At 40.1% G+C, this 20,444-nt stretch carries 21 protein-coding genes; 8 read left to right on the top strand and 13 right to left on the bottom strand.

Annotated features, from left to right (window positions below; all coding sequences use genetic code 11):
- Window positions 1–6: 6 nt before the first annotated feature.
- The 4 genes from OLM45_RS00655 to OLM45_RS00640 are packed head-to-tail and all read right to left on the bottom strand — an operon-like array spanning window position 7 to window position 3,586.
- On the bottom strand, window positions 7–1,545 hold the full coding sequence (locus tag OLM45_RS00655) for a cryptochrome/photolyase family protein (protein WP_264511093.1): 1,539 nt from the start codon (window positions 1,543–1,545) through the stop codon (window positions 7–9).
- Window positions 1,533–2,810: a DASH family cryptochrome gene (locus OLM45_RS00650; RefSeq protein WP_264511091.1), complete on the bottom strand. Its 1,278-nt coding sequence runs from the start codon at window positions 2,808–2,810 to the stop codon at window positions 1,533–1,535. The genes OLM45_RS00655 and OLM45_RS00650 overlap by 13 nt, the downstream gene beginning before the upstream one ends.
- 1 nt (window position 2,811) lies before the next feature.
- Window positions 2,812–2,949 (bottom strand): DUF2256 domain-containing protein, encoded by a 138-nt coding sequence (locus tag OLM45_RS00645; protein ID WP_264511089.1) that lies wholly within the window; start codon window positions 2,947–2,949, stop codon window positions 2,812–2,814.
- Between the two features lies 1 nt (window position 2,950).
- Complete coding sequence (locus OLM45_RS00640; protein ID WP_264511087.1) at window positions 2,951–3,586, bottom strand: flavin reductase family protein; 636 nt, start codon at window positions 3,584–3,586, stop codon at window positions 2,951–2,953.
- A gap of 143 nt (window positions 3,587–3,729) precedes the next feature.
- Here OLM45_RS00640 and OLM45_RS00635 point away from each other — a divergent pair, with 143 nt between their 5' ends.
- A complete protein-coding gene (locus OLM45_RS00635) occupies window positions 3,730–5,076 on the top strand; it encodes an FAD-dependent oxidoreductase (protein WP_264511084.1) in 1,347 nt (448 codons plus the stop codon).
- A 137-nt stretch (window positions 5,077–5,213) separates the two neighbouring features.
- Here OLM45_RS00635 and OLM45_RS00630 read toward each other — a convergent pair whose 3' ends face one another.
- From OLM45_RS00630 to OLM45_RS00620, 3 genes are read right to left on the bottom strand one after another with little or no spacing between them, the layout of a single operon-like run.
- Window positions 5,214–5,576: a cupin domain-containing protein gene (locus OLM45_RS00630; RefSeq protein WP_264511082.1), complete on the bottom strand. Its 363-nt coding sequence runs from the start codon at window positions 5,574–5,576 to the stop codon at window positions 5,214–5,216.
- A 56-nt stretch (window positions 5,577–5,632) separates the two neighbouring features.
- Window positions 5,633–6,001, bottom strand: coding sequence for a DMT family protein (locus OLM45_RS00625; RefSeq protein ID WP_129461654.1), 369 nt, complete (start codon window positions 5,999–6,001; stop codon window positions 5,633–5,635).
- A complete protein-coding gene (locus tag OLM45_RS00620; RefSeq protein ID WP_264511080.1) occupies window positions 6,001–7,506 on the bottom strand; it encodes a DUF853 domain-containing protein in 1,506 nt (501 codons plus the stop codon). The genes OLM45_RS00625 and OLM45_RS00620 overlap by 1 nt, the downstream gene beginning before the upstream one ends.
- A 380-nt stretch (window positions 7,507–7,886) precedes the next feature.
- Here OLM45_RS00620 and OLM45_RS00615 point away from each other — a divergent pair, with 380 nt between their 5' ends.
- The 7 genes from OLM45_RS00615 (at window position 7,887) to OLM45_RS00580 (ending at window position 16,550) form a co-directional block, all read left to right on the top strand.
- A complete protein-coding gene (locus OLM45_RS00615; protein WP_129461652.1) occupies window positions 7,887–8,705 on the top strand; it encodes a MotA/TolQ/ExbB proton channel family protein in 819 nt (272 codons plus the stop codon).
- Window positions 8,706–8,741: 36 nt separating this feature from the next.
- Window positions 8,742–9,371, top strand: a complete 630-nt coding sequence (locus OLM45_RS00610) for an ExbD/TolR family protein (RefSeq protein WP_129461651.1) — start codon at window positions 8,742–8,744, stop codon at window positions 9,369–9,371.
- A gap of 12 nt (window positions 9,372–9,383) precedes the next feature.
- Entirely contained in the window at window positions 9,384–9,950 is a 567-nt protein-coding gene (locus OLM45_RS00605) for an ExbD/TolR family protein (RefSeq protein WP_264511078.1), read from the top strand.
- 32 nt (window positions 9,951–9,982) lie between these two features.
- Complete coding sequence (locus OLM45_RS00600; protein WP_264511076.1) at window positions 9,983–10,786, top strand: energy transducer TonB; 804 nt, start codon at window positions 9,983–9,985, stop codon at window positions 10,784–10,786.
- 229 nt (window positions 10,787–11,015) lie between these two features.
- Window positions 11,016–11,957: a PstS family phosphate ABC transporter substrate-binding protein gene (locus OLM45_RS00590; RefSeq protein WP_264511074.1), complete on the top strand. Its 942-nt coding sequence runs from the start codon at window positions 11,016–11,018 to the stop codon at window positions 11,955–11,957.
- Between the two features lie 12 nt (window positions 11,958–11,969).
- Complete coding sequence (locus OLM45_RS00585) at window positions 11,970–13,631, top strand: tetratricopeptide repeat protein (protein WP_264511072.1); 1,662 nt, start codon at window positions 11,970–11,972, stop codon at window positions 13,629–13,631.
- 135 nt (window positions 13,632–13,766) lie between these two features.
- Entirely contained in the window at window positions 13,767–16,550 is a 2,784-nt protein-coding gene (locus tag OLM45_RS00580; RefSeq protein ID WP_264511070.1) for an outer membrane beta-barrel protein, read from the top strand.
- A gap of 181 nt (window positions 16,551–16,731) precedes the next feature.
- Here OLM45_RS00580 and OLM45_RS00575 read toward each other — a convergent pair whose 3' ends face one another.
- Genes OLM45_RS00575 through OLM45_RS00550 form a run of 6 tightly spaced genes read right to left on the bottom strand, consistent with a single transcriptional unit; the run spans window position 16,732 to window position 20,248 of the window.
- Window positions 16,732–17,532: a TPM domain-containing protein gene (locus OLM45_RS00575; protein WP_264511069.1), complete on the bottom strand. Its 801-nt coding sequence runs from the start codon at window positions 17,530–17,532 to the stop codon at window positions 16,732–16,734.
- Window positions 17,529–17,966, bottom strand: coding sequence for a TPM domain-containing protein (locus OLM45_RS00570; protein WP_264511067.1), 438 nt, complete (start codon window positions 17,964–17,966; stop codon window positions 17,529–17,531). Before OLM45_RS00570 ends, OLM45_RS00575 begins: the two co-directional genes overlap by 4 nt.
- Window positions 17,967–17,975: 9 nt before the next feature.
- Window positions 17,976–18,578, bottom strand: coding sequence for a LemA family protein (locus OLM45_RS00565; RefSeq protein WP_319799982.1), 603 nt, complete (start codon window positions 18,576–18,578; stop codon window positions 17,976–17,978).
- A 52-nt stretch (window positions 18,579–18,630) separates the two neighbouring features.
- Window positions 18,631–18,909 carry a hypothetical protein gene (locus OLM45_RS00560; protein ID WP_264511065.1) on the bottom strand — a complete coding sequence of 93 codons (279 nt, stop codon included), beginning with the start codon at window positions 18,907–18,909 and terminating at the stop codon, window positions 18,631–18,633.
- A 1-nt stretch (window position 18,910) separates the two neighbouring features.
- Window positions 18,911–19,243 carry a MerR family transcriptional regulator gene (locus OLM45_RS00555; protein ID WP_264511063.1) on the bottom strand — a complete coding sequence of 111 codons (333 nt, stop codon included), beginning with the start codon at window positions 19,241–19,243 and terminating at the stop codon, window positions 18,911–18,913.
- A 24-nt stretch (window positions 19,244–19,267) separates the two neighbouring features.
- Window positions 19,268–20,248, bottom strand: coding sequence for a M23 family metallopeptidase (locus OLM45_RS00550; RefSeq protein WP_129461640.1), 981 nt, complete (start codon window positions 20,246–20,248; stop codon window positions 19,268–19,270).
- Window positions 20,249–20,444: the final 196 nt, after the last annotated feature.

Here is a 20,444-nt window from a genome sequence, read left to right as displayed (position 1 = left end):
CTAATATCAAAATAGGTCGGGGTTTTCGATAATTTCGGAAGCCCTCTTTTTTATAGCATACAATTCTTCGGATTGGATTTTTCCCAATAAATTCAGCATCATGGCCATGCGTTGATTTTTGGCAAAATAGGCTTTTTTATCATCCAAAAAATTCCAATACAAACTGTTGAACGGACAGGATTGTTCCCCCGTTCGGGATTTGACATCATAGTGGCAACCCGTGCAGTAGTTGCTCATTTTTTGAATATAACTACCCGAGGAGACATAAGGCTTGGTAGCCAAAATTCCGCCATCGGCATACTGACTCATCCCGCGGGTGTTTGGGAGTTCGACCCATTCTAACGCATCCATATAGACCCCCAAATACCAAGCATCTACCGCATCGGGATGCCGCTGGGTGAGAAGCGAAAAATTGCCAATGACCATTAGTCGTTGGATGTGATGCGCATAGGCATTTTGCAAACTCAAGCCCAAGGCATGGTGCATGCAATTCATTTTGGTTTTTCCGGTCCAATACATTTCGGGTAACGGATAAGTATTGTCCAAAGCATTCTGTTGCGCATAGTCGGGCATGTGACGCCAGTAAATTCCGCGCACGTATTCGCGCCAACCCAGTATTTGTCGCACAAATCCTTCAACCTGCGATAGCGTGATAGTATCTTGGTTTTTGTAAAAATGCAGGACTACGCGGTCCACGACTTCCTTCGGACTCACGATTTTCGTATTCATCACAAACGATAAGCGGGAATGAAAAAGGAAGGCCTGTTCGGTATGCATCGCATCTTCATAATCGCCAAAATGTGGTAGCAAATGGGCACAGAAATAATCCAGTTGTTCCAAAGCTTCCTTTCGATTGGTTGGCCAAGCAAAAAAAGGAGGTTCGATATTGCCGAAGGTTTGCACGCCGGCTTGTTCTATTTCTTGGATAATAGAGGTCACATTTTTTGGGAAAACCGCCATGGGTGGCACGGGAACTTGATTTTTGTATTTCAAACGATTATCATGGTCAAAATTCCATTGGTTGCCCAAGGGTTCGTTTCCCACCATCAACACCTGATGTTTTTTCCGCATCATACGGTAAAAATTTTCCATCAAGAATTGCTTTTTCCCTTCAAAAAACTGACCCAATTCATCCCGAGTGGTGTAGAAATGTTCGCTGTCGAAAACTTGGTGCGAAATAGATAGTTCCTTGCAAAAGGTTTTCAATTGCTCATCCAATCGGTATTCATCAGGCAGTTGGTATTCAAAATGTTGAATAGAGTAAGTATCAAAACAATGTTGCAGGATCTCAGGCAAACTTTTTACAGTCAGTTCTTCTGTTATGCGAATGTAATGCACCTTATGCCCTTTGTTTTGTAACTCTTGCGCAAAATCACGCATCGCCAAAAAGAAGCCTGTTACTTTTTGAATGTGGTGTTTCACATAATCCGTTTCTTGACGCATTTCGGCCATCAAGTACAAAACGGAAGGGTCTTTTTGAGTGAACCACGAATGCTTTAGATTCAATTGATCACCCAAAATCAAGCGTAAGGTTACGTATTCCATAAATCTTGGTATTCGTTTTTTGGATCATACATTTCCGCTTGACGGCGTATATTAAATTTTCGGTCGCGGGGATCATTGCCTACACCCGAATTGTATAACCAATTCCCATAATTAGAATGCACATCGTAGTCGATTAATAGCGATTCAAACCAAGCGGCTCCTGCGCGCCAATCTTGTTCCCATTCTTTGGCCCAAAAACTCGCCACATTTTGACGGCCACGGTTGCTCATGAATCCTGTGGCCGCCAATTCTTTCATGTTGGCATTCACAAACGGTTCTGGGGTATTGCCCTTTGTCCATTTTTCAAATTTACGAGCGTTAAAATCCCAATCGTATTTTTGTTTGACAATGCCATCCAATTGGAAGATTTTATTCCCGTGTTTTTGAGAGATATACCGAAAATAATCCCGCCAAATTAATTCAAAAATCAACCAATAGGTATCTTCATTTTTGCACACTTCAGCTTCATACTGTTGCACTTCCCAATAGATTTTTCGCGGGGAAATGCAACCGTGTGCGAGCCAAGGGGAGAACTTCGAACTGTAATCCGCGCCCATTAAACCATTGCGGGTTTGTTTGTATTGGGATAAATTTTCGGTAGTAAAAAAATAATCTTCCAAACGCGCCAATGCTTTATTTTCGCCTCCTTTAAAAGGAAAGGCTGTCCGCTTGTCAGGTTGTTGCGGAGTAATACCGCACGATTCCAAAGAAGGAATTTCGGTTGTTTCAAAATAGTTGGAATCTGGCATCGGTTTGGGTTCGACCAAAGGTCTTATTTTCGAAAGCTTCTCACATTTTTTGCGAAACTCTGTGAAAATTTCGGGTACTTCTTTTGCTGAACCGTACGGAATATCGTCAGGATGAAACAAGAATCCGTCCTGGAGTTGCTGCAATTCGATGTGCGGACAAGTTTGTTGCAAGGCATTGGTAACTTTTACTTCCTCATCCGTCCATTCGTATTGGGAGAAAACGGTTTTTATACGGTAGGTGTTGACCAATTCAGGCAAATACACTTCGGGATGCCCATAATGCACAAACAATGGAATATTCAACGCTTTCAAATTGCGTTTCAATTCGCGCAAACTTTCCCATAAAAATTGTGCTCGAAAAGTACCTGTTTTGGGGAATCCATACGAAGTAGGAGCAAATTGTCTCGGGTCTATGCAATACACACCGATGACAAGTTCCGCTTGTTGTGTAGCCTTCCATAAAGCGTACTGATCTTCCGTGCGTAGGTCGTTTCGAAACCAAACCAAGTGTTTCATGTTATTTTTTGTTTTTGCGGCAGCGGTCACTGCAATATTTTACGGTTTCCCAATTCTTTTCCCATTTTTTGCGCCAACTAAACGGCAAGCCGCAAGTGATGCATGTTTTTTCAGGTAAAAAGGGTTTCTTATGACTCATGTTACAAAAGTGATTTCAGCGAATTACTCGGACGTGCATAGGCAAAGCGATCTTTCAGTTGGGGCTCAGCATAACCGTCCAATCCATTGATGGCGACAATATTTCCTTGGTCCAGCCGAATCCAGTAATCGTCTTCGAGAAGCGATTCGTTCACATAAATGGCTTCAATAGCAGCAATGACATGAATCGTATTGTTTTCAGTAATAGCATATTCATTCACATACTTACACAACAACTGCAACGGAGCACCCGAAACAAATGGAACCTCAATTCCCTCTTTATATTCCGATTCCAATCCAGTCATTTCAAATTCAGAAATCCCGTAATCATAAGCCGCCGAAGTTTGATGCGCTTGCGCAATAATGTCGCTGGTAATCGCATTCACGGTGAAGTATTCCGTAGTTTTAATGTTGTTGTAGGTATGCCGCGGTACTGAAGCAGGACGAACGATAATTCCCAACAAAGCGGGATCACTTCCCAAATGAGTGATACTGGAAAAAATAGCTACATTTTCAAAACCGTCAACCGAACGGGTGGCAATTAAATTCGCCGACTTGTACCCCATGCAACTGTTGATGAGATTTAGGCGAGGGACTTTAGGGAGTTCACTGAATTCGGATCGCGTAATTCTTTTCATCGCTTTTTTTGTCAAAGATATGTTTGTTTAACGAAATAAATAAAATATTAAACAAAATTTAGGTTTTGACGTAATTTTTGCCTTACAATTCGGTGACGTTCGGATAATATTGAGTACTTTTGTCCAACTTTTTTACAATTACAATGCAAACGCCACAAAGAATTGCCATTGTAGGCTCCGGATTAGTGGGTACTTTATTGGCAATTTACCTCAAAAAACAAGGGCATACCGTACATGTTTACGACCGTAGTGCAGATATTCGCACCGTAGAGTTTTCAGGTCGTTCCATCAATTTAGTGATGTCGGATCGCGGTTGGAAAGCACTCGCCGATATCGGTTTGGATGAGGAAATTAGGCGCATTGGAATTCCCGTTGACAAACGCGCCATTCACATGAAAGACGGCAATTTGACCTACCAAAATTATGGAAAGGAAGGAGAAGCCATTTTTTCGTTATCGCGCGGCGTTTTGAATCGCAAAATGATTGATTTAGCAGAAGCCGCAGGTGTGGAATTCTTTTTTGAATACCGCATTTGGGATGTGACTTTAGCCGAAGCAACGCTTCATATTGGGGAAACCGAAAAAGGACCATGGTCCGATTTAAAATACGATAAAGTGTTTGGTGCCGATGGGGCGTTTTCACGTATTCGCCACCGTATGCAACGCCAAAGTATGTTTGATTATTCGCAGGAATTCATGAAGATTGGCTACAAGGAATTGCATATTCCCGCCAATCCTGACGGTTCCCATAAAATTGATAAAAATTCCTTACACATTTGGCCCCGTGGTAACTTTATGTTGATGGCGTTGGCCAATTTAGATGGCACGTTCACCTGTACGTTATTTATGCCGTTTGAAGGGGAAAACTCCTTTGAACAATTAAACAATGAAACGGCTTTGGTAAATTTCTTTGCCGAATATTTCCCAGATACTGCAGCCGTGATTCCTGATTTGGTAAGCGATTTCTTCAAGAATCCGACAAGTTATTTGGCCATAATGAAATGCTATCCGTGGACATTTGAGGATAAAGTAGCTTTAATTGGCGATTCGGCCCATGCCATTGTGCCGTTTTATGGCCACGGAATGAATGCTGGTTTTGAAGACATTACCGTTTTAAACCAGTTGATTGAAGAATTGGGTGACGATTGGAAAGCCATTTTCCGTGCCTACGAGAAATCACGCAAACCCAATGCTGATGCCATTGCCGAGTTGTCCCGGCGCAATTTTGTGGAAATGAGTACCAAAACCGCCGATGCGAATTTCTTGTTACAAAAGAAAATTGAAAAATGGTTTTCCGACAAACATCCCGATAAATGGATGCCGCTTTACAGTCGGGTGACCTTCAGTTTACAGCCTTATTCCGAAGCCTTGGCCATTGGCGACTACCAAAATGCCATCATGGAGGAAGTGATGCAAATGCCAAATATTGAAGCGAATTGGAACAGTCCCGAAGTAGAGGCTAAAATTATTGCTTTACTTCAAAAAGGGTAATTTTTTGGGCGCGCCCCCGAATCCAGTTTAAGGTCAAAAACAAAATCCCTGTCGGGGTCGGGTCGTACACTGCAATCTTGGCTCCGTTTCCCTCCGCCAAGGATTTTCGTTGCCACCCCTCGCGCAAAACAAGTCTGTTATTCCTCGCGATGTACTTTTGTAAAATCAAATGCGGGTCGGCAAACCGAAATATATTCACATACTTCATCAAACGGATTCGAATATTGTACACGCGTATTTTCTGCAATACGGATGGATTGACCGGCTTCTAAAACTAAAGTTTCACCTTCAATTATAAATTGCTTTTTCCCCGAAATGATATAGGTGTATTCTTCAAATTCGGGTGTTTGAAAGGGTTCGCTCCAATGCGGTGGCGCAACCATGTGTGCAATCGAAATCGCTTCATTTTGGGTGGCCACCCGACCGTGATGTTCTTCAATTAATTTGCCGTCAGTAGTGGGAACTACAAAGGGTGTAGATTGGATTTGGTATTTTTTCATATTATAGGTTATTGCAATTTTTTATTACCAATTAATTGTTCAGATTATATTGAAAATTACTTTTTAAAAATAAAATACACAGCCAAAATCAAAAACGTAAAACCCACCAAATGATTCCACCGCAAACTTTCATTTTTGAAGAAGAGAAGCGAAAAAATCACAAAAATGACCAACGTAATCACTTCTTGAATCACTTTTAATTGGAGCAGTGAAAAAGGGCCGCCGTTGCCTTCATAGCCGATCTTATTCGCTGGCACTTGAAAGCAATATTCAAAAAAGGCCATGCCCCAACTTAATAAAACTATGGTGATTAACCCTGCGTTTTCAAACCATTTTAGTTCTTTAAATTTTAAATGACCGTACCAGGCCAGCGTCATAAAAATATTAGACAAAACCAAAAGGCCAATTGTGATGATGCTTTTCATTATTTCATTAATTTACTTAAAACACCAAAAACCCCACGAATGAAACTCGCACTTGTCACTACTTTAACTACCGATTTTCCGATGGTTTCCCCCATGGATGGTCCCTGTTCTTCTTTTTCTTCAACTTCTTGATTTACAGGAGCAGTGTAAGCCGATTCAATCTTTTGCGTAAGCAATTCATAAGCACTCTCCCGATCCAGATTCTCTTGGTACTTTTTTACCAATTTCGAACGTTGGTTGACAGCTTCAATTTCGTGCGGTTCAAGAATATTCATCCGACTCTCAGGCGCACGTAGTACCGTAGCGGCAAGCGGAGTGGGAATGCCTTTTTCGTTTAATGCCGTTACCAAGGCTTCCCCAATTCCGAGGGAAGTTAGCAATTCTTCTGTATTGTAAAATTCAGTTTCGGGATAATTTTCAGCTGTTTCCTTAATCGCTTTGCGGTCGTTTGCGGTAAACGCCCGTAATGCATGTTGGATTTTTAATCCCAATTGTGCTAAAATCCCTTTGGGAATATCCATTGGATTTTGGGTGATAAAGTAAATGCCAATGCCTTTGGAACGAATCAATTTGATGATGGTTTCAATTTGGTCCAAAAGGGCATCGCTGGCTTCATCAAAGAGTAAATGCGCTTCATCAATAAAAACGACCAATTCGGGTTGGTCAACATCGCCGCGTTCGGGCATTTTTTGATAGATTTCAGCGAGCAAACTTAACATAAAGGTCGAAAATAACTTGGGTTTGTCCTGAATGTCGGTCAGCCGGATAATGTTGACATAGCCTTTGCCATTTTCATCAATGCGCATCAAATCTTCGATTTCGAATGACAATTCTCCGAAGAATATATCGCCGCCTTGTTGTTCCAATTCAATGATTTTTCGCAAGATGGTTCCTGTGGTTGCCGTTGAAATCTTGCCGTAATCGGCCGCGATGACTTCTTTTCCTTCCTCAGTGATATAATTGAGTACCTTTTTGATGTCTTTTAAATCCAACAAAGGCATTTTTTGATCGTCACAAAATTTAAAAATTACGGCCATGACGCCCGCTTGTGTGTCATTTAAAGAAAGAACACGGGAAAACAAAACGGGTCCAAATTCAGATACGGTTGCTCGAAGTCGAACACCATCTTGGGCTGATAGACTCATCAATTCCACCGGGAAACCATTGGGTGTGTAGGGGATTCCAATTTTACTGTGGCGTTCAGTTATAAAAGATTGCTCCGTTCCAGGTTGTGCAATCCCCGAAAAATCACCTTTGATATCCATCATCAATACCGGAATCCCTTGAGATGAGAGTTGTTCAGAAAGGACTTGTATCGTTTTTGTTTTTCCTGTTCCCGTAGCTCCCGCGATTAAACCGTGGCGGTTCATGGTGCGCAACGGAATTTCAATTTTGGCTTCCGGGATGATTTGACCGTTGTATTGCGCAGCTCCCAGCAACAAATTACTACCTTTAAAGGAATACCCTTCTTGGATTTTAGAGGCGAATAAAGTGGATGAATTCATAGCAAATTTCGTTTTGAATAGTAGGCTAATTTACTACAATATTGTGGTGCGTAAAATTTGATTTTTTAAAAATTTTTCAATTAGTATTCCAACCCTTTTGACAAAAAAAGGCTCTTTTAAATAATAAAGACGAATATCGAATCGTTTTAACAATGTTAACTTAAGGTTAAGCATAAAATTATTAGCACAATTATTAGTAAATCTTTAGAAAATCGGCAGATTTAGTCAAGTTTCTCACAATGAAGGGTATGATTTTAGAGAATGTTATAAAAGACCAAAAAAGTTTTTTTTTTTGAACTAAAAAATTAAATTTGCTCCAATTCAAGTTTATTTACAACTAATAGCTTATAAATTATTAAAAACTTAAAAATTTTTAAAAAATGGCAAACGCAAAAAACGCAAATGGGTCAAACGGCGGTAACTACTTTTCCGCAATTGTAATTGTATTATGTATTTTCGTAGGATGGATTGTATGGAATTTCATCATGGGTGCAGGTTCTAACTTCGAAGGAGGGACAAATGAAGGTCACCCATTACCTGGTAACTATTTAGCAATGGTATATAAGGGAGGTCCAATCGTACCTGTACTTATGGGATTATTGTTAATGGTAGTTACTTTTTCATTCGAAAGATTTTTCGTGATTTCTAAAGCAGCTGGAAAAGGAAACTTAGACACTTACTTAAAACAAGTTCAAGCAAGCATTGCTCAAGGAAACATTGATGATGCAATTGCAGCATGTGACAGACAACAAGGTTCAGTAGCGAATGCTATTCGTGCAGCTTTGGTTAAATATAATGATGTTAAAAAAGAAGGATTTAGCTCTGAAGAAGCAGCTGAAATGATTCACAAAGAAATCGAAGAAGCGACTTCATTGGAAATGCCAATGTTAGAGAAAAACATGACGATTTTATCGACTTTAGTTTCTTTAGGAACATTAGCAGGTCTTTTAGGTACAGTAACAGGTATGATTAAAGCGTTCGGGGCATTAGCAACTGCAGGTACTCCTGACCAAGCGATGTTAGCAAACGGTATCTCTGAAGCGTTGATCAATACAGCTACAGGTATCTCAACTTCTGCTTTAGCAATTGTAACTTACAACTTGTTTACTTCTAAAATTGATACCCTTACGTATTCAATTGACGAAGCAGGTACTGCTATCGTTAATCAATACCGTAAAATGAAAGGAAGCTTAAAATAATTTTTAGCGTAACCAAATAATCAAAAAGAAGTAATTATGGCAAAAGTTAAAATGTCCAAAAAAGCGGCGTCTATTGATATGACGGCGATGTGTGACGTTGCGTTCCTTTTGCTTACATTCTTTATCCTTACGGCTACCGCTAAAAATCCGGAACCGCTTCCAGTAGAAACACCAAATTCCACCGTACAATCAAAATTGCCTGAAGATAATTTGGCAGTGATTACTATCGGTGACGGAGACAAAGTGTTCTACGGAATCAAAGGAAGAGAAGTTCGCAAAAGAACTCTTGAATTGATGGGTGACATGTACAATATTCAATTTACCGACAAAGAAAAAGATGAGTTCGCGTTGATTGAAGAATTTGGTGCTCCAATTGAAGCATTAAAGCAAGTTATCGCCATGAAAGGAGCAGATCGTAACAAAAAAGGAGTACAACCGGGTATTCCTCACGATACATTAAATGATAACAAGGAAAATCAGTTGAAAGACTGGATTTATACATCACGTCAAGCAAATATTGATGTTCAACAAGAACAATTGAATTTTGCAATCAAAGGCGATGCGAAAGAGCAATATCCAAAAGTGAAACAAATTATGGATGAGCTTCAGAAACAAAAGGTGAATAGCTTTAGCTTAGTAACCGGTTTAAGAGGTAAAAACTATTAATCCCAAGAAGAAATGGCTGAATTAAATACCAACGACGGTGGTGGCAAGAAAGGCGGGGGCAAGGTTCGCAGTAAAAAACAAAATTCCAAAGTAGACTTAACAGCTATGGTGGACTTGGCGTTCCTTTTGATCACGTTCTTTATGTTGACAACCACCTTGTCGAAACCTCAGGCAATGGATTTGGGGTTGCCGGATAAAGAGGATGATCCTAATCAAAAGAAAACGGATATTAAAGTAGACCAACGTCGTACAATGACCGTTATTCTAGGAGCCAACAATAAAATTGAATGGTTTCATGGATTGTTAGAAGCTCCTGAGCCTGGAGGGAAACCTACAGAAACGACGCACGGTCGTGAAGGAATTCGTAAAGAAATTTTAAAACGCGTTGCTTCGGTTCCTCAAGTAACAGGGAATAAGGATAAAGGATTGATTGTAATTATCAAACCAACAGCTAAGTCTTCTTATAAAAACTTAGTGGATATTTTGGATGAAATGGCGATTTGTTCGGTTCCTACCTATGCAATTGTAAATGATTTTTCTCCAGAAGAGAAAGCATTAGCTGAAAAGTTAAATAAGTAATAACCACTCTTGCAGTACAAAATTTATAACGTATGAAACTAGACTTGTTAAAAAAACAATGGTTGGACATCGTTTTCGAAGGACGTAACAAGAGTTATGGTGCTTACGATTTACGTATGAAAGACGGGAATACCAATATGAAAGCTTTCATTATTGGTGCTGTCATTTTTTCTGTGGCTGTTGCAACACCAAAAATCGCTGAATTTATCAGTTCTGCAACAGCAGATGATAGTGCGACTATGGATACCAAAATTAGAACGGTAAAATTGCCTCCCAAAGAAGAAAAACCCAAAGAGAATCTTCCACCACCACCACCGCCACCTCCAAAAGTGGACCAGGTGAAATTCGTGAAGCCTGTAGTGGCAAGAACCGAAGAGATAACCGAAGAGCCTCCAAAAATGGACGACCTAAAGGATAAAAACTTGGGGAAAGAGGATATCAAAGGAGATCCGAATGCTGTTCTTACAGTTGAACCTCCAGGAAATGGTCCTGCACAACAAGAAGTTGTAGAAGATAATACCATTTATAGCTCAGCAGGTATCGAGCAAAAACCTGATTTCCCGGGCGGTATTGCTAAGTTTTACAGTTTTATTCAGAAAAACTACGTGGCTCCAGACGAGCCGGGCTTGAAAGGTCAGGTATTCGTTTCTTTCGTAGTAGAGAAAGACGGTTCTTTGACGGATATCAAAATTTTACGCGATATTGGTTACGGAACAGGTAAAGAAGCGGAACGTGTGTTGCGCAAATGTCCACGTTGGACACCCGCTGAACAAAATGGTAAAAAAGTTAGATGTTCGTACCAGATTCCAATTAAAATTGAAACTCCGGAAGAATAATTTATGCTTGATACATTTAGATCAAACTATAAGAAGAAATCGCTTAAAGGGCGATTTCTTCTATTTATAGGAATTTTGTTCTTTTTGATTTATTTAACATTAGGGTTAATGATCATATTTTGGGAAAAAATTCCGCTCCGCATGGAACAAAATTATCGGTATGCTTTTGGCGGACTCTTAATTGTCTATGCTTTTTTTAGATTTATTCGTTATTTAAGTCCGAACTCTGATGAAGAGGAACAATAAGAAAACGTCCTATACAACCTATATTTCAGCGTTGTTTTTACTGCTAATGTTGGGAGTTGGATTGTTTTTTTCATGTAAACAAAATGATCCTAATGCAAAAGATACCATTTTGCACGGAAAAGCAACAGTATATGTTGACGAATCCTTATTGCCGATTGTTTCTGATCAAGCATTGGTTTTTGAAACCACCTATGAAGCGAAATTGGACATACAACCCTTGTCAGAAAAAGAAGTAATTAATGCGTTGTCAAAGAAAAAAGCGGGAATTGCTATTTTGGCCCGTAAATTAAATACGAACGAAAATAAATTCTTTGCCGCTCATAAAATTGTTCCTCGCGAAACACCTTTTGCTTTGGATGCTTTGGCCTTGATTCGCAACAACAAAGAGCAAGATACCACCATCGTTTTACAAGATGTGCTGGATTACCTTAAAGGCAAAAAAAATACAATAAATGGATTGGTGTTTGATAATCCCAATTCGGCAAGTGTGCGCTACATGATGGAACTAGCACAAATAACGGAATTGCCTCAAGAAGGCGTTTATTCTGTGAAGAATAGTAAAGAAGTCATTCAATATGTAGCGGAACATGAAGGATTAATTGGTGTAGTAGGAAGCAATTGGTTGTTTGAACCCGCAGCCGATCTCAAACCTTTTGTAGATCAAGTACACGAATTGGCTGTAAAAGGCGTTAATGGAAAGTATGTATATCCTACACAAGAAAGCATAGGAACCAATCAATATCCTTTGGCACGTGTTTTGTACATCGTCAATTGTCAAGGTTATGAAGGACTCGGAATTGGTTTCGCTTCTTTCATCGCCGGCGAGAAAGGACAACGCATCGTGCTAAAATCCGGCATCGCACCGGTTCGGGAACCCGGTCGCAAAATCGTCACCCGAAAACAAATCGAAAAAACACATAATTAAAATTTGAATACAATGAGCAAGATTAAATTTTTCAGCGTTGCGTTTCTTACTGCTTCAGCAATGATGCAAGCTCAAGATTTAGAGCAAGCCAAGAAAGCAATAGATGCTGAACAATATGATAAGGCAAAATCAATTTTGAAATCTATCATAAAGACAAAACCTGCAGATGGTAAAGCCGCTTTCCTTTTAGGAAATGTGTACTTAAAACAAAATGTAGGTGATTCAGCAAAAATTACCTTTGATAAAGGTCTTACTGCCGCTGAAGGCGGGAAATTTAACAACATCGGTTTGGGGCAATTGGATTTAGATTCAGGCAATGCTACAGCAGCAAAAGCTAAATTTGATTTGGCCATGCAGGGAATGCGTAAAAAAGAGGTTGAAGAATATGTATATATTGCTCAAGCTTACATCAATGCAGACAAACCCGATTATCAAGCCGCGTTAGCCATTTTGGAAAAGGCGAAGTTGGCAAATCCCAACGATCCTTTTGTAAAATTGTCAATCGGTGATGCTTATTTTGGCATGAAAAATCAAAATGAAGCTTATAGCGCTTATCGTGATGCCTATGCAACCGATAATTCAATCATTCGCGCGAAAATGCAGTTGGGTGTCTTGTTAAAAGGGGCCAAAGCTTTTGTGGAGGCAGTGAAAGCGTATGACGAAGTGATCGCTATCAATCCCAATTACGGTCCGGTATATCGTGAACTAGCAGAAACGTATTATTTGTGGGCGAACAATAAACCGCAAACCTATAAAGAGAATATTGCGAAAGCCTTGTCAAACTATGAGAAATACATGTCAATGACGGATTACTCTTTGTCATCGCGTATGCGTCATGCCGATTTCTTAATCTTAGCTCGTGACTACAAAGCTTTAGAAGCCGAAGCACAAGAAATGAAGAAATTGGATAAAGTGAATCCACGTATTTTACGTTATTTGGGTTACGCCGCTTATGAAAACGGAAATACAGATGAATCCATCAATGCGTTAACCGAATATTTAGCAAAAGGTACAAAAATCATTGGTGGTGACTACTACTTTTTAGGTTTAGCTAAAATCAAAAAATCGATTGGCGCTGACGGAAAAACAGTAGATCCCGTATTGTTTGCTGACGGTATGACCAATTTGAAAAAAGGGGTAGAAATGGATGCCAACTTAGCCAATGGATTGAATGAAATCGGGAAAGCGTATTTCGCTCAGAAGTTATACGGTGTGGCAGCTGGAATTTTTGAAGCCGCTATAATGAATACCACATCAAAAAACTTTTTTGAAGACAATATCTACTACGGTTTGTGTGTGCATACTGTAAACCGTGGAAAAGATGCAAAAACAGCCGATATGGTGGCTTTAGCTAATGCCGACAAAGCCATGGATAATGTGATCGCAGCAAAGCCTGAATATGCAGAGGCTTATTTGTACAAAGCACGATTAAACAGTGTGATGTCGAAAGACGATATCATGACTGAACAATATCAAAAATATGTGGATCTTGTCAGTGCAAAAGGTCCTGAAGAAGTGACTAAAAATAAAGCAAAAGTTACGGAAGCCTACAACAATATGGCTTCATTCTATGCCAACACCGATAAAGCAAAAGCCAAAGAGTTGTTGAATAAAACCTTAGCGTTAGATCCAACCAATGCGTATGCTACCGAATCGTTGAAAGTGTTGAAATAAGATAACTCATTGATAAACAAGAACCCGGATTTACTCCGGGTTTTTTATTGGTGTTAAAATTGTAAATTCTAAAATGGAATTGGCAATAATTAAAGTTATTTGTAGTTCTTCTTCTAACTAAAACCAATTCATTGTATGCCGAAAATTGTATTTACAACAGTTCTTTTATTTTTATGTTCACTCTTATCTGCTCAAAAAACCATTCAAATTAAAGGGAAAATAATAGACGAGGAATCCAAAGTTCCCATTGAATCCGCCACTGTTTATCTCACCAATCCCAAAGATTCTACCGTAATTGAATACTCCATTACCAATAAAATGGGAGTTTTTGATTTTAAATTAAAAAAAATAGCCCAACCGGTTATTTTAAAAGTCTCTTTCATTACCTATCAAGACCATAAATTAGAATTGAAGGAATTGACTAAAGACCATGATTTTGGAACGATTGCCCTTAAATCAGCGATAAATACCTTGGATGAAGTTGTAGTGAAAAATGAAACGCCGCCCATTCGAATCAAAAAAGATACCGTCGAATTCAATGCCGCATCGTTTAAAGTCCGCCCCGACGCCAATGTGGAAACCTTATTAAAGCAATTACCTGGAGTCGAAATTGACGCCGATGGGAAAATTACTGTCAACGGCAAAGAAGTGAATCAGATATTGGTCAACGGGAAGCCGTTTTTTGATAAAGATGGAAAAGTCGCTCTTCAAAATTTACCGTCCAACATCATCAATAAAGTACAAGTTTCCGACACCAAAACCAAAGAAGAACAAAAAACAGGATCGGCAGCAACGTCCAATAACGCTAGCATCAATTTAACCATCGACGAGAAAAAAAATAAAGGATGGTTTGGCAAAGTCATGGCCGGTGGCGGCTCCGATAAACGCTATGAAAGCAGTACGTTAATCAATTATTTTAACAACAAAAGAAAAGTCAGTGTACTGGCATCGTCCAACAATATCAACGCCACAGGTTTTTCCATGGACGAAATTTTTGACAATATGGGCGGTGGTCGTAATTCTTCTATATGGATGAGTGATAACGGTGGTTTTTCCATCAATGGGCGGCGATTTGGCGGAAATAATGGGATTACCCATTCCAATTTAGCGGGAGTCAATTACGCCGATGAATGGCTAAAAGATAGTCCGATGTCCATGAATTATTTTTTCAACGACCTGCAAACCCGCAACGAAAACCGAACCAAGCAACTCAATTTTTTGCCTTCTGGAAATTATGAAACCGAATCGTGGTCCAATTACAAAAATTCGGCTACAGCACACAACGCTTCAGGGGAATTCGAAATTGTCATTGATTCCACTATGAGTTTTGTTTTCGAACCCAAGTGGAGCCGTTCTTTGGGGCAAAATAAAAGCAATGCAACCCAACAATCCCGAGATGCACTGACCCAATTACTAAACGAAAGCACATCGGATAATTATTCGGAAAACACTTCAGATATTTTTGGGAACACCCTGTCATTTTCAAAATCATTTGCCAAAAAAGGACGGTATTTGAGCATTGTTTTTTCTAACGAACACCAAAAAGAGGACGCTACCAATTTTGTGAATTCCCGAACCCAGTTTTTTCAAAATGTCCAACCCGACGATGTGCGAAATCAGCGGAATTCGACGTACAATAAATACAATCAGTACAGCTATGATGTAAATTATTACGAGCCGTTGCGGGATTCGATCCGACTCAAAACCTCCATCTATCAAGAATTTGCGAATTCCAAAAACGGACGTTCTTCCTTTGAATATGATGCGATAAACCAAGATTATACCAATGCTAATGATTTCTTGAACAATGCCTATGCGTCGAAAGAACAAACCTTCCGACCCACAGCCGGTTTGAGTTCGGAGAAAGCAAAATTCAATTGGAGCTTTGACTTAGGTCCGCAATGGACAAAAATGAACAATGCGGTCGATTATTTGGGCATAAACACCCAATTGCAAAAAAACTTTTTTACCCCGTATGTGGAATCCTATATCAGTTATCGTTTTACCAAATCGCGTAATTTCTGGCTTAGTTATAATTACCAGAATGAAGTGCCCAATGCCAGCCAATTATTGCCTGTTGAAGATTTAAGTAATCCGCTGAATACAGTGATTGGAAATGCTAATTTGGATGCTTCGCGTCGTCATGGGGTGTATTTGAATTTTAGAGATTTTGATTACGCCACACGTTCAGGGTACGGGATGTATTCGGGCGGGAATTTTTACGATACACAAATCGTATCAGCCACCGCCTATGATGCCAACCGCAAACGAACAACCACGTATACCAATGTTGCGGGAACCTATAATTCTTGGTTCGGACTGTATTGGAATAAAAGCTATAAAAAAGAGGCGCACAAATTCCGTTATGAATTGCGTATGGCGACAAATTTTGGCCTGAGTAAAGGGATAACTGATGGGAATGTATACAAAGCACAAAGTGTAAGTTTGAATCCCCGGGTGAGTTTTACCTATGAATACGGTGAAAAATTGATTGTCAATCCGAGTTATCAATACACCCGAAATATCACCGATTATACCAATTATGTGGTGGAGTCAGCGGCCAATTACCTCCACCGATTCAACCTCCAAACAACTTTGTATTGGCCGAAGAATTGGGTGTTTGGGAATGATTTTGGTTATACGTACAATTCCAATATCGCCGATGGTTTTAAAAAAGACTTCTATTTGTGGAATACCAGTTTGTCCTATAGTTTTTGGAACAAAAAATTCACGGCAAAAGTCAAAGTTTATGACTTGCTAAACCAAAACCAAAACGCCACCCGAACCATCACGGCAACCACAATTCGCGACGAACAAAATGTCGTTTTAAAACGCTACGTCATGTTTTCCCTTACGTACAAGTTGGATAAATTTGGCGCCGGCGAAAAGAAAGAAAGCCGTCGGTTTATGATGTATTAATAGAAAAAGAAAAGGCGGAACTCAAGTTCCGCCTTTTTTATTTGAATACGTTTAATTTGATTGTAAACAAAATTCAATCTGAATAATTTCTGTTTACTAAAAACTGTTCACTACTTACTGTTCCCTGTATTCTGATTACTGAATACTGAATACTGACCACTGAATACTGACCACTGCAACTCTACCAACTCCCACTCGCGCCGCCGCCACCAAAGCCGCCGCCGCCGCCAAAGCCGCCCCAGCCTCCGCCAGAGGATGAACCGCCGCCCCAGCTACCGCCAGAACCGCCACGACCCAAACTGCTGAGTATGATAATGTCTGCTAAAGTAGATCCTGAGAAACCAGAACCGCCACGACCACCGCCACCGCGTCTGTTTTTCGAAGCAATCGCAATAATGAAAATAAATACAACCAGTAAAATCAAAAAGATACCAGCCCCTAAGGCTTTCCCTTTTCCTCCTTTACGGTCGTTTTTGTATTCGCCTTTTAAAACTTTGAAAATGGCATTCGTACCCGAATCAATTCCTCCGTAATAATCGCCCGCCTTGAAATAGGGTTTGATGTCGTTTTCAATGATGCGCCGACACATCGCGTCGGTCAACAAATGTTCTGTGCCATAACCCGATGCAATATTCATTTTGCGATCTTCTAAAGCTACTAGTAACACCACACCATTGTCTTTTCCTTTTTGTCCGATTTCCCATTTATGCCCCAAATCTGTGGCATAACGCGCTACATCTTCGCCTTGTGTGGTATTGACGACCATCACAAAGAGTTCTGTCGACGTACTATCGGAATAGACTTTTAATTTTTGGTACAAATCCTCCAACTGCGATTTGGACAAGGTTTGTGTACTGTCAATAATCGGAGGAATAAACGAAGGTTTCTCCGGAATTTCCGCTTGGGCCAATCCCAATTGATGCAATAACAGAAAAGTCATCAAAAGGAGCAATTGCGCTAGTTTAAAAACAATCTTGATCATCCTTTTGAAATTTCGTTACTCAATTCGTCTTGGTCATCCTCTTGATACGGGAAATAACTTTTCAATTGTTCTCCTGCCAAGCGAATGCCTTCACACAGTGCTTTGCAATTTTCGCCTTGACGGAAATAAGCTTGCATCACTTCTTTGGTGGCATCCCAAAAAGTAGCGGTCACTTTTTCATGAATGCCTTGGTCACCACAAATGGTAAACTGCCGACTCTCCACAGCTACATAAATCAGTACGCCGTTGCGTTGCGCCGTTGCTGTCATGTTCAGTTGATGAAACACCTCCAAAGCCCGCTCCATGGCGACTTTATCCAAGGTTTTCTCCAAATGCACACGGATTTCTCCCGAAGTCGCTTTTTCCGCGTCTTGAATCGCAGCCACGACTGCTTTCTCTTCTTCGGGAGTTAAAAATTGTTCTACCGTTGACATTGGTCAGATTTATTTTTTCTCGTCAAAAAGTTCACCAACGTTAGGTCTTTTTTCAGCACCTTCTTCGGCTTGGAAACGGGCCATTTCTTTAAAGCCAAATAATTTAGCGAATAGCACAGTTGGGAAGGTTTTGGAGGATATGTCATACTTGTTAACAGCATCATTGTAGCGATCACGAGAAATGTTGATTCTGTTTTCCGTGCCTTCCAATTGGGATTGTAATTCTTTGAAATTTTCAGAAGCTTTTAATTCAGGGTATTTTTCTACACTCACTAATAAACGAGAAAGTGTGCTGGAAACTCCTGCTTGGGCTTGTTGGAATTGCGCCAATTGATCCGGAGTAATGTTACTTGGGTCTATGGTTACGGCCGTTGCTTTCGCACGTGCATTTACCACAGCTTCTAAGGTCGATTTCTCAAAATTTGCAGAAGCCTTAACAGTACTTACTAAATTTGGAATCAAATCACTTCTTCGTTGATATGCACTTTCAACTTTGGACCAAGCGGTTTTTGCATCGGCTTCTTTGCCTACTAAACCGTTATACGATCCAATTCCGAAAAGGATTAACACTACAAGGATTATCGGAACAATCCATTTTTTAATATTTGTCATGGTTCTATTTTTTTAATTTATTTTTCAATTAGACGAACGTTGCAAGTTCTTGTTACGCGTTTTGCACAAATCGTTTTCTGCCAGCAATGATATATAAAAAGCCTACAATGGATCCCATAAAAATCAAGCCGAGAATCCAAATGAATTTGTTGACCCCTTCATTTTTGGAATTGGAAATTTCGAGGATGGCTTTGATTAGGAAAGTAGCATAGCATAAGGCTCCTAAAACCATTAATTTTGCGGCATGTTCATATCCATTCACTAATGAATATACGCCCAACAATGAAAATAGATACGATCCGATAAAGCCAATTACTACTAAATTTTTCATCTTACAAACCGTTTTTAATTTTGGTTAATTCAGCTTTGACACCTTCCAATTTGGCAATGATCTCAAACTTGTCCAAGGTCTTTTTTTGTTTTTCTTTCAAATGGGTTTTAGCGCCTTCCAACGTAAATCCGCGTTCTTTTACCAAATGGTAAATCAATTGTAGATTTTTGACATCCTCCTGTGTAAACATGCGGTTACCTTTCGCATTTTTTTTGGGTTTTAAAATGTCAAATTCTTTATCCCAAAAACGGATCAACGAGGCATTTACCCCAAAAGCCTTGGCCACTTCTCCAATGCTGAAATACAATTTGTCTTTTGATAATTCAATGTGCATACTGCGCTTATTTTTAAACTCAACCTAGTCGAGTGATTGGTTTTCTTGATTCGCAATTTTCGAAATCACCACATATTCTGCCGCCGAAATATTGCCGTAATAAAAATTAATCGGATTCACCGGTTTCCCGCCTTTGTGCACTTCATAATGCAAATGCGGGGCTTCACTGCGTCCCGTACTGCCCACATACCCAATAACGTCGCCACGCTTTACGCGTTGGCCGGGTCGCACTTTGTATTTGCTCAAATGGGCATACAACGTGAGGTAGCCATAGCCGTGACTGATTTCAATATGGTTTCCGAATCCCGACAAACTGTTGTCCGCGCGTTTCACCACGCCATCACCGGTAGCATAAATCGGTGTACCCGTTCGGGCCGTAAAATCCATACCTTCGTGCATCTTTCGTGCCTTAGTAAACGGGTCGCTGCGGTACCCAAATCCCGAAGCCATGTGTTTTAAATCTTCATTTTTTACCGGTTGAATGGCCGGAATCGAAGCCAATAATTTATCTTTCGCTTTCGCTAATTTTAAAATCGCATCCAACGATTGGGATTGTACCGCCAAAGCCTTACTGATTTCATCGACCTTTTTATGGGTGTTGATCACCAAATCGGAGTTGTTGTAGCCTTCCAGTTCGCGGTAACGGTCCTGGGTAATGATTCCCGAACGCCGCTTTTCAGTCGGAATCGGATTGGCGTTGAAATATACCCGATACAAATTGTTATCCCGATCTTCTAAACTCGCCAAAACCGCATCCAATTGCTCAATTTTTTTATTCAAAATCGAATAACTGATTTTCATGTTGTCGATTTCGCGTCGTAAAATTTTATCCTTCGGCGTCTCAAAATACGAGGTATTCATCAAAATCACAAAACTCAAAAATCCAAACAACGCCGATGCCGCTAGAAACAGTAAAGCGTACCCCACTTTGGTACGTTTTTTTGACTTTATCTTGCGATAAGCCAAACTCTCTGAATCATAATAATATTTTACTTTCTTCGACATCGGGTAATTTACTATTTTTGTGCCGGCTATCGCAGACGGTGGTTATACGAACAAATCTAAGAAATGTTTCGCACATACCTTAAATTTGTTCGCTGCGCAGCGTAGAGTGTCTGATTTTCAGGAGCATGATGCCCGATTATTTTTCAAGCTGCCACCTGCTACCGCCCGTCGCTTTGTCCGCTTCGCTACCAAGAGC

It is taken from the genome of Flavobacterium sp. N1719, assembly GCF_025947045.1.
Lineage (GTDB): Bacteria > Bacteroidota > Bacteroidia > Flavobacteriales > Flavobacteriaceae > Flavobacterium > Flavobacterium stagni.
The sequence above is the reverse complement of the archived record's forward strand: the minus strand, read 5'-3'. Positions and strand labels throughout refer to the sequence as shown.

What these genes read in the sequence shown, in the direction of transcription:
- OLM45_RS00655 (WP_264511093.1), bottom strand. Translation starts at nt 1,545, where the DNA reads ATGGAATACGTAACCTTACGCTTGATTTTGGGTGATCAATTGAATCTA.
- OLM45_RS00650 (WP_264511091.1), bottom strand. Translation starts at nt 2,810, where the DNA reads ATGAAACACTTGGTTTGGTTTCGAAACGACCTACGCACGGAAGATCAG.
- OLM45_RS00645 (WP_264511089.1), bottom strand. Translation starts at nt 2,949, where the DNA reads ATGAGTCATAAGAAACCCTTTTTACCTGAAAAAACATGCATCACTTGC.
- OLM45_RS00640 (WP_264511087.1), bottom strand. Translation starts at nt 3,586, where the DNA reads ATGAAAAGAATTACGCGATCCGAATTCAGTGAACTCCCTAAAGTCCCT.
- OLM45_RS00635 (WP_264511084.1), top strand. Translation starts at nt 3,730, where the DNA reads ATGCAAACGCCACAAAGAATTGCCATTGTAGGCTCCGGATTAGTGGGT.
- OLM45_RS00630 (WP_264511082.1), bottom strand. Translation starts at nt 5,576, where the DNA reads ATGAAAAAATACCAAATCCAATCTACACCCTTTGTAGTTCCCACTACT.
- OLM45_RS00625 (WP_129461654.1), bottom strand. Translation starts at nt 6,001, where the DNA reads ATGAAAAGCATCATCACAATTGGCCTTTTGGTTTTGTCTAATATTTTT.
- OLM45_RS00620 (WP_264511080.1), bottom strand. Translation starts at nt 7,506, where the DNA reads ATGAATTCATCCACTTTATTCGCCTCTAAAATCCAAGAAGGGTATTCC.
- OLM45_RS00615 (WP_129461652.1), top strand. Translation starts at nt 7,887, where the DNA reads ATGGCAAACGCAAAAAACGCAAATGGGTCAAACGGCGGTAACTACTTT.
- OLM45_RS00610 (WP_129461651.1), top strand. Translation starts at nt 8,742, where the DNA reads ATGGCAAAAGTTAAAATGTCCAAAAAAGCGGCGTCTATTGATATGACG.
- OLM45_RS00605 (WP_264511078.1), top strand. Translation starts at nt 9,384, where the DNA reads ATGGCTGAATTAAATACCAACGACGGTGGTGGCAAGAAAGGCGGGGGC.
- OLM45_RS00600 (WP_264511076.1), top strand. Translation starts at nt 9,983, where the DNA reads ATGAAACTAGACTTGTTAAAAAAACAATGGTTGGACATCGTTTTCGAA.
- OLM45_RS00590 (WP_264511074.1), top strand. Translation starts at nt 11,016, where the DNA reads ATGAAGAGGAACAATAAGAAAACGTCCTATACAACCTATATTTCAGCG.
- OLM45_RS00585 (WP_264511072.1), top strand. Translation starts at nt 11,970, where the DNA reads ATGAGCAAGATTAAATTTTTCAGCGTTGCGTTTCTTACTGCTTCAGCA.
- OLM45_RS00580 (WP_264511070.1), top strand. Translation starts at nt 13,767, where the DNA reads ATGCCGAAAATTGTATTTACAACAGTTCTTTTATTTTTATGTTCACTC.
- OLM45_RS00575 (WP_264511069.1), bottom strand. Translation starts at nt 17,532, where the DNA reads ATGATCAAGATTGTTTTTAAACTAGCGCAATTGCTCCTTTTGATGACT.
- OLM45_RS00570 (WP_264511067.1), bottom strand. Translation starts at nt 17,966, where the DNA reads ATGTCAACGGTAGAACAATTTTTAACTCCCGAAGAAGAGAAAGCAGTC.
- OLM45_RS00565 (WP_319799982.1), bottom strand. Translation starts at nt 18,578, where the DNA reads ATGACAAATATTAAAAAATGGATTGTTCCGATAATCCTTGTAGTGTTA.
- OLM45_RS00560 (WP_264511065.1), bottom strand. Translation starts at nt 18,909, where the DNA reads ATGAAAAATTTAGTAGTAATTGGCTTTATCGGATCGTATCTATTTTCA.
- OLM45_RS00555 (WP_264511063.1), bottom strand. Translation starts at nt 19,243, where the DNA reads ATGCACATTGAATTATCAAAAGACAAATTGTATTTCAGCATTGGAGAA.
- OLM45_RS00550 (WP_129461640.1), bottom strand. Translation starts at nt 20,248, where the DNA reads ATGTCGAAGAAAGTAAAATATTATTATGATTCAGAGAGTTTGGCTTAT.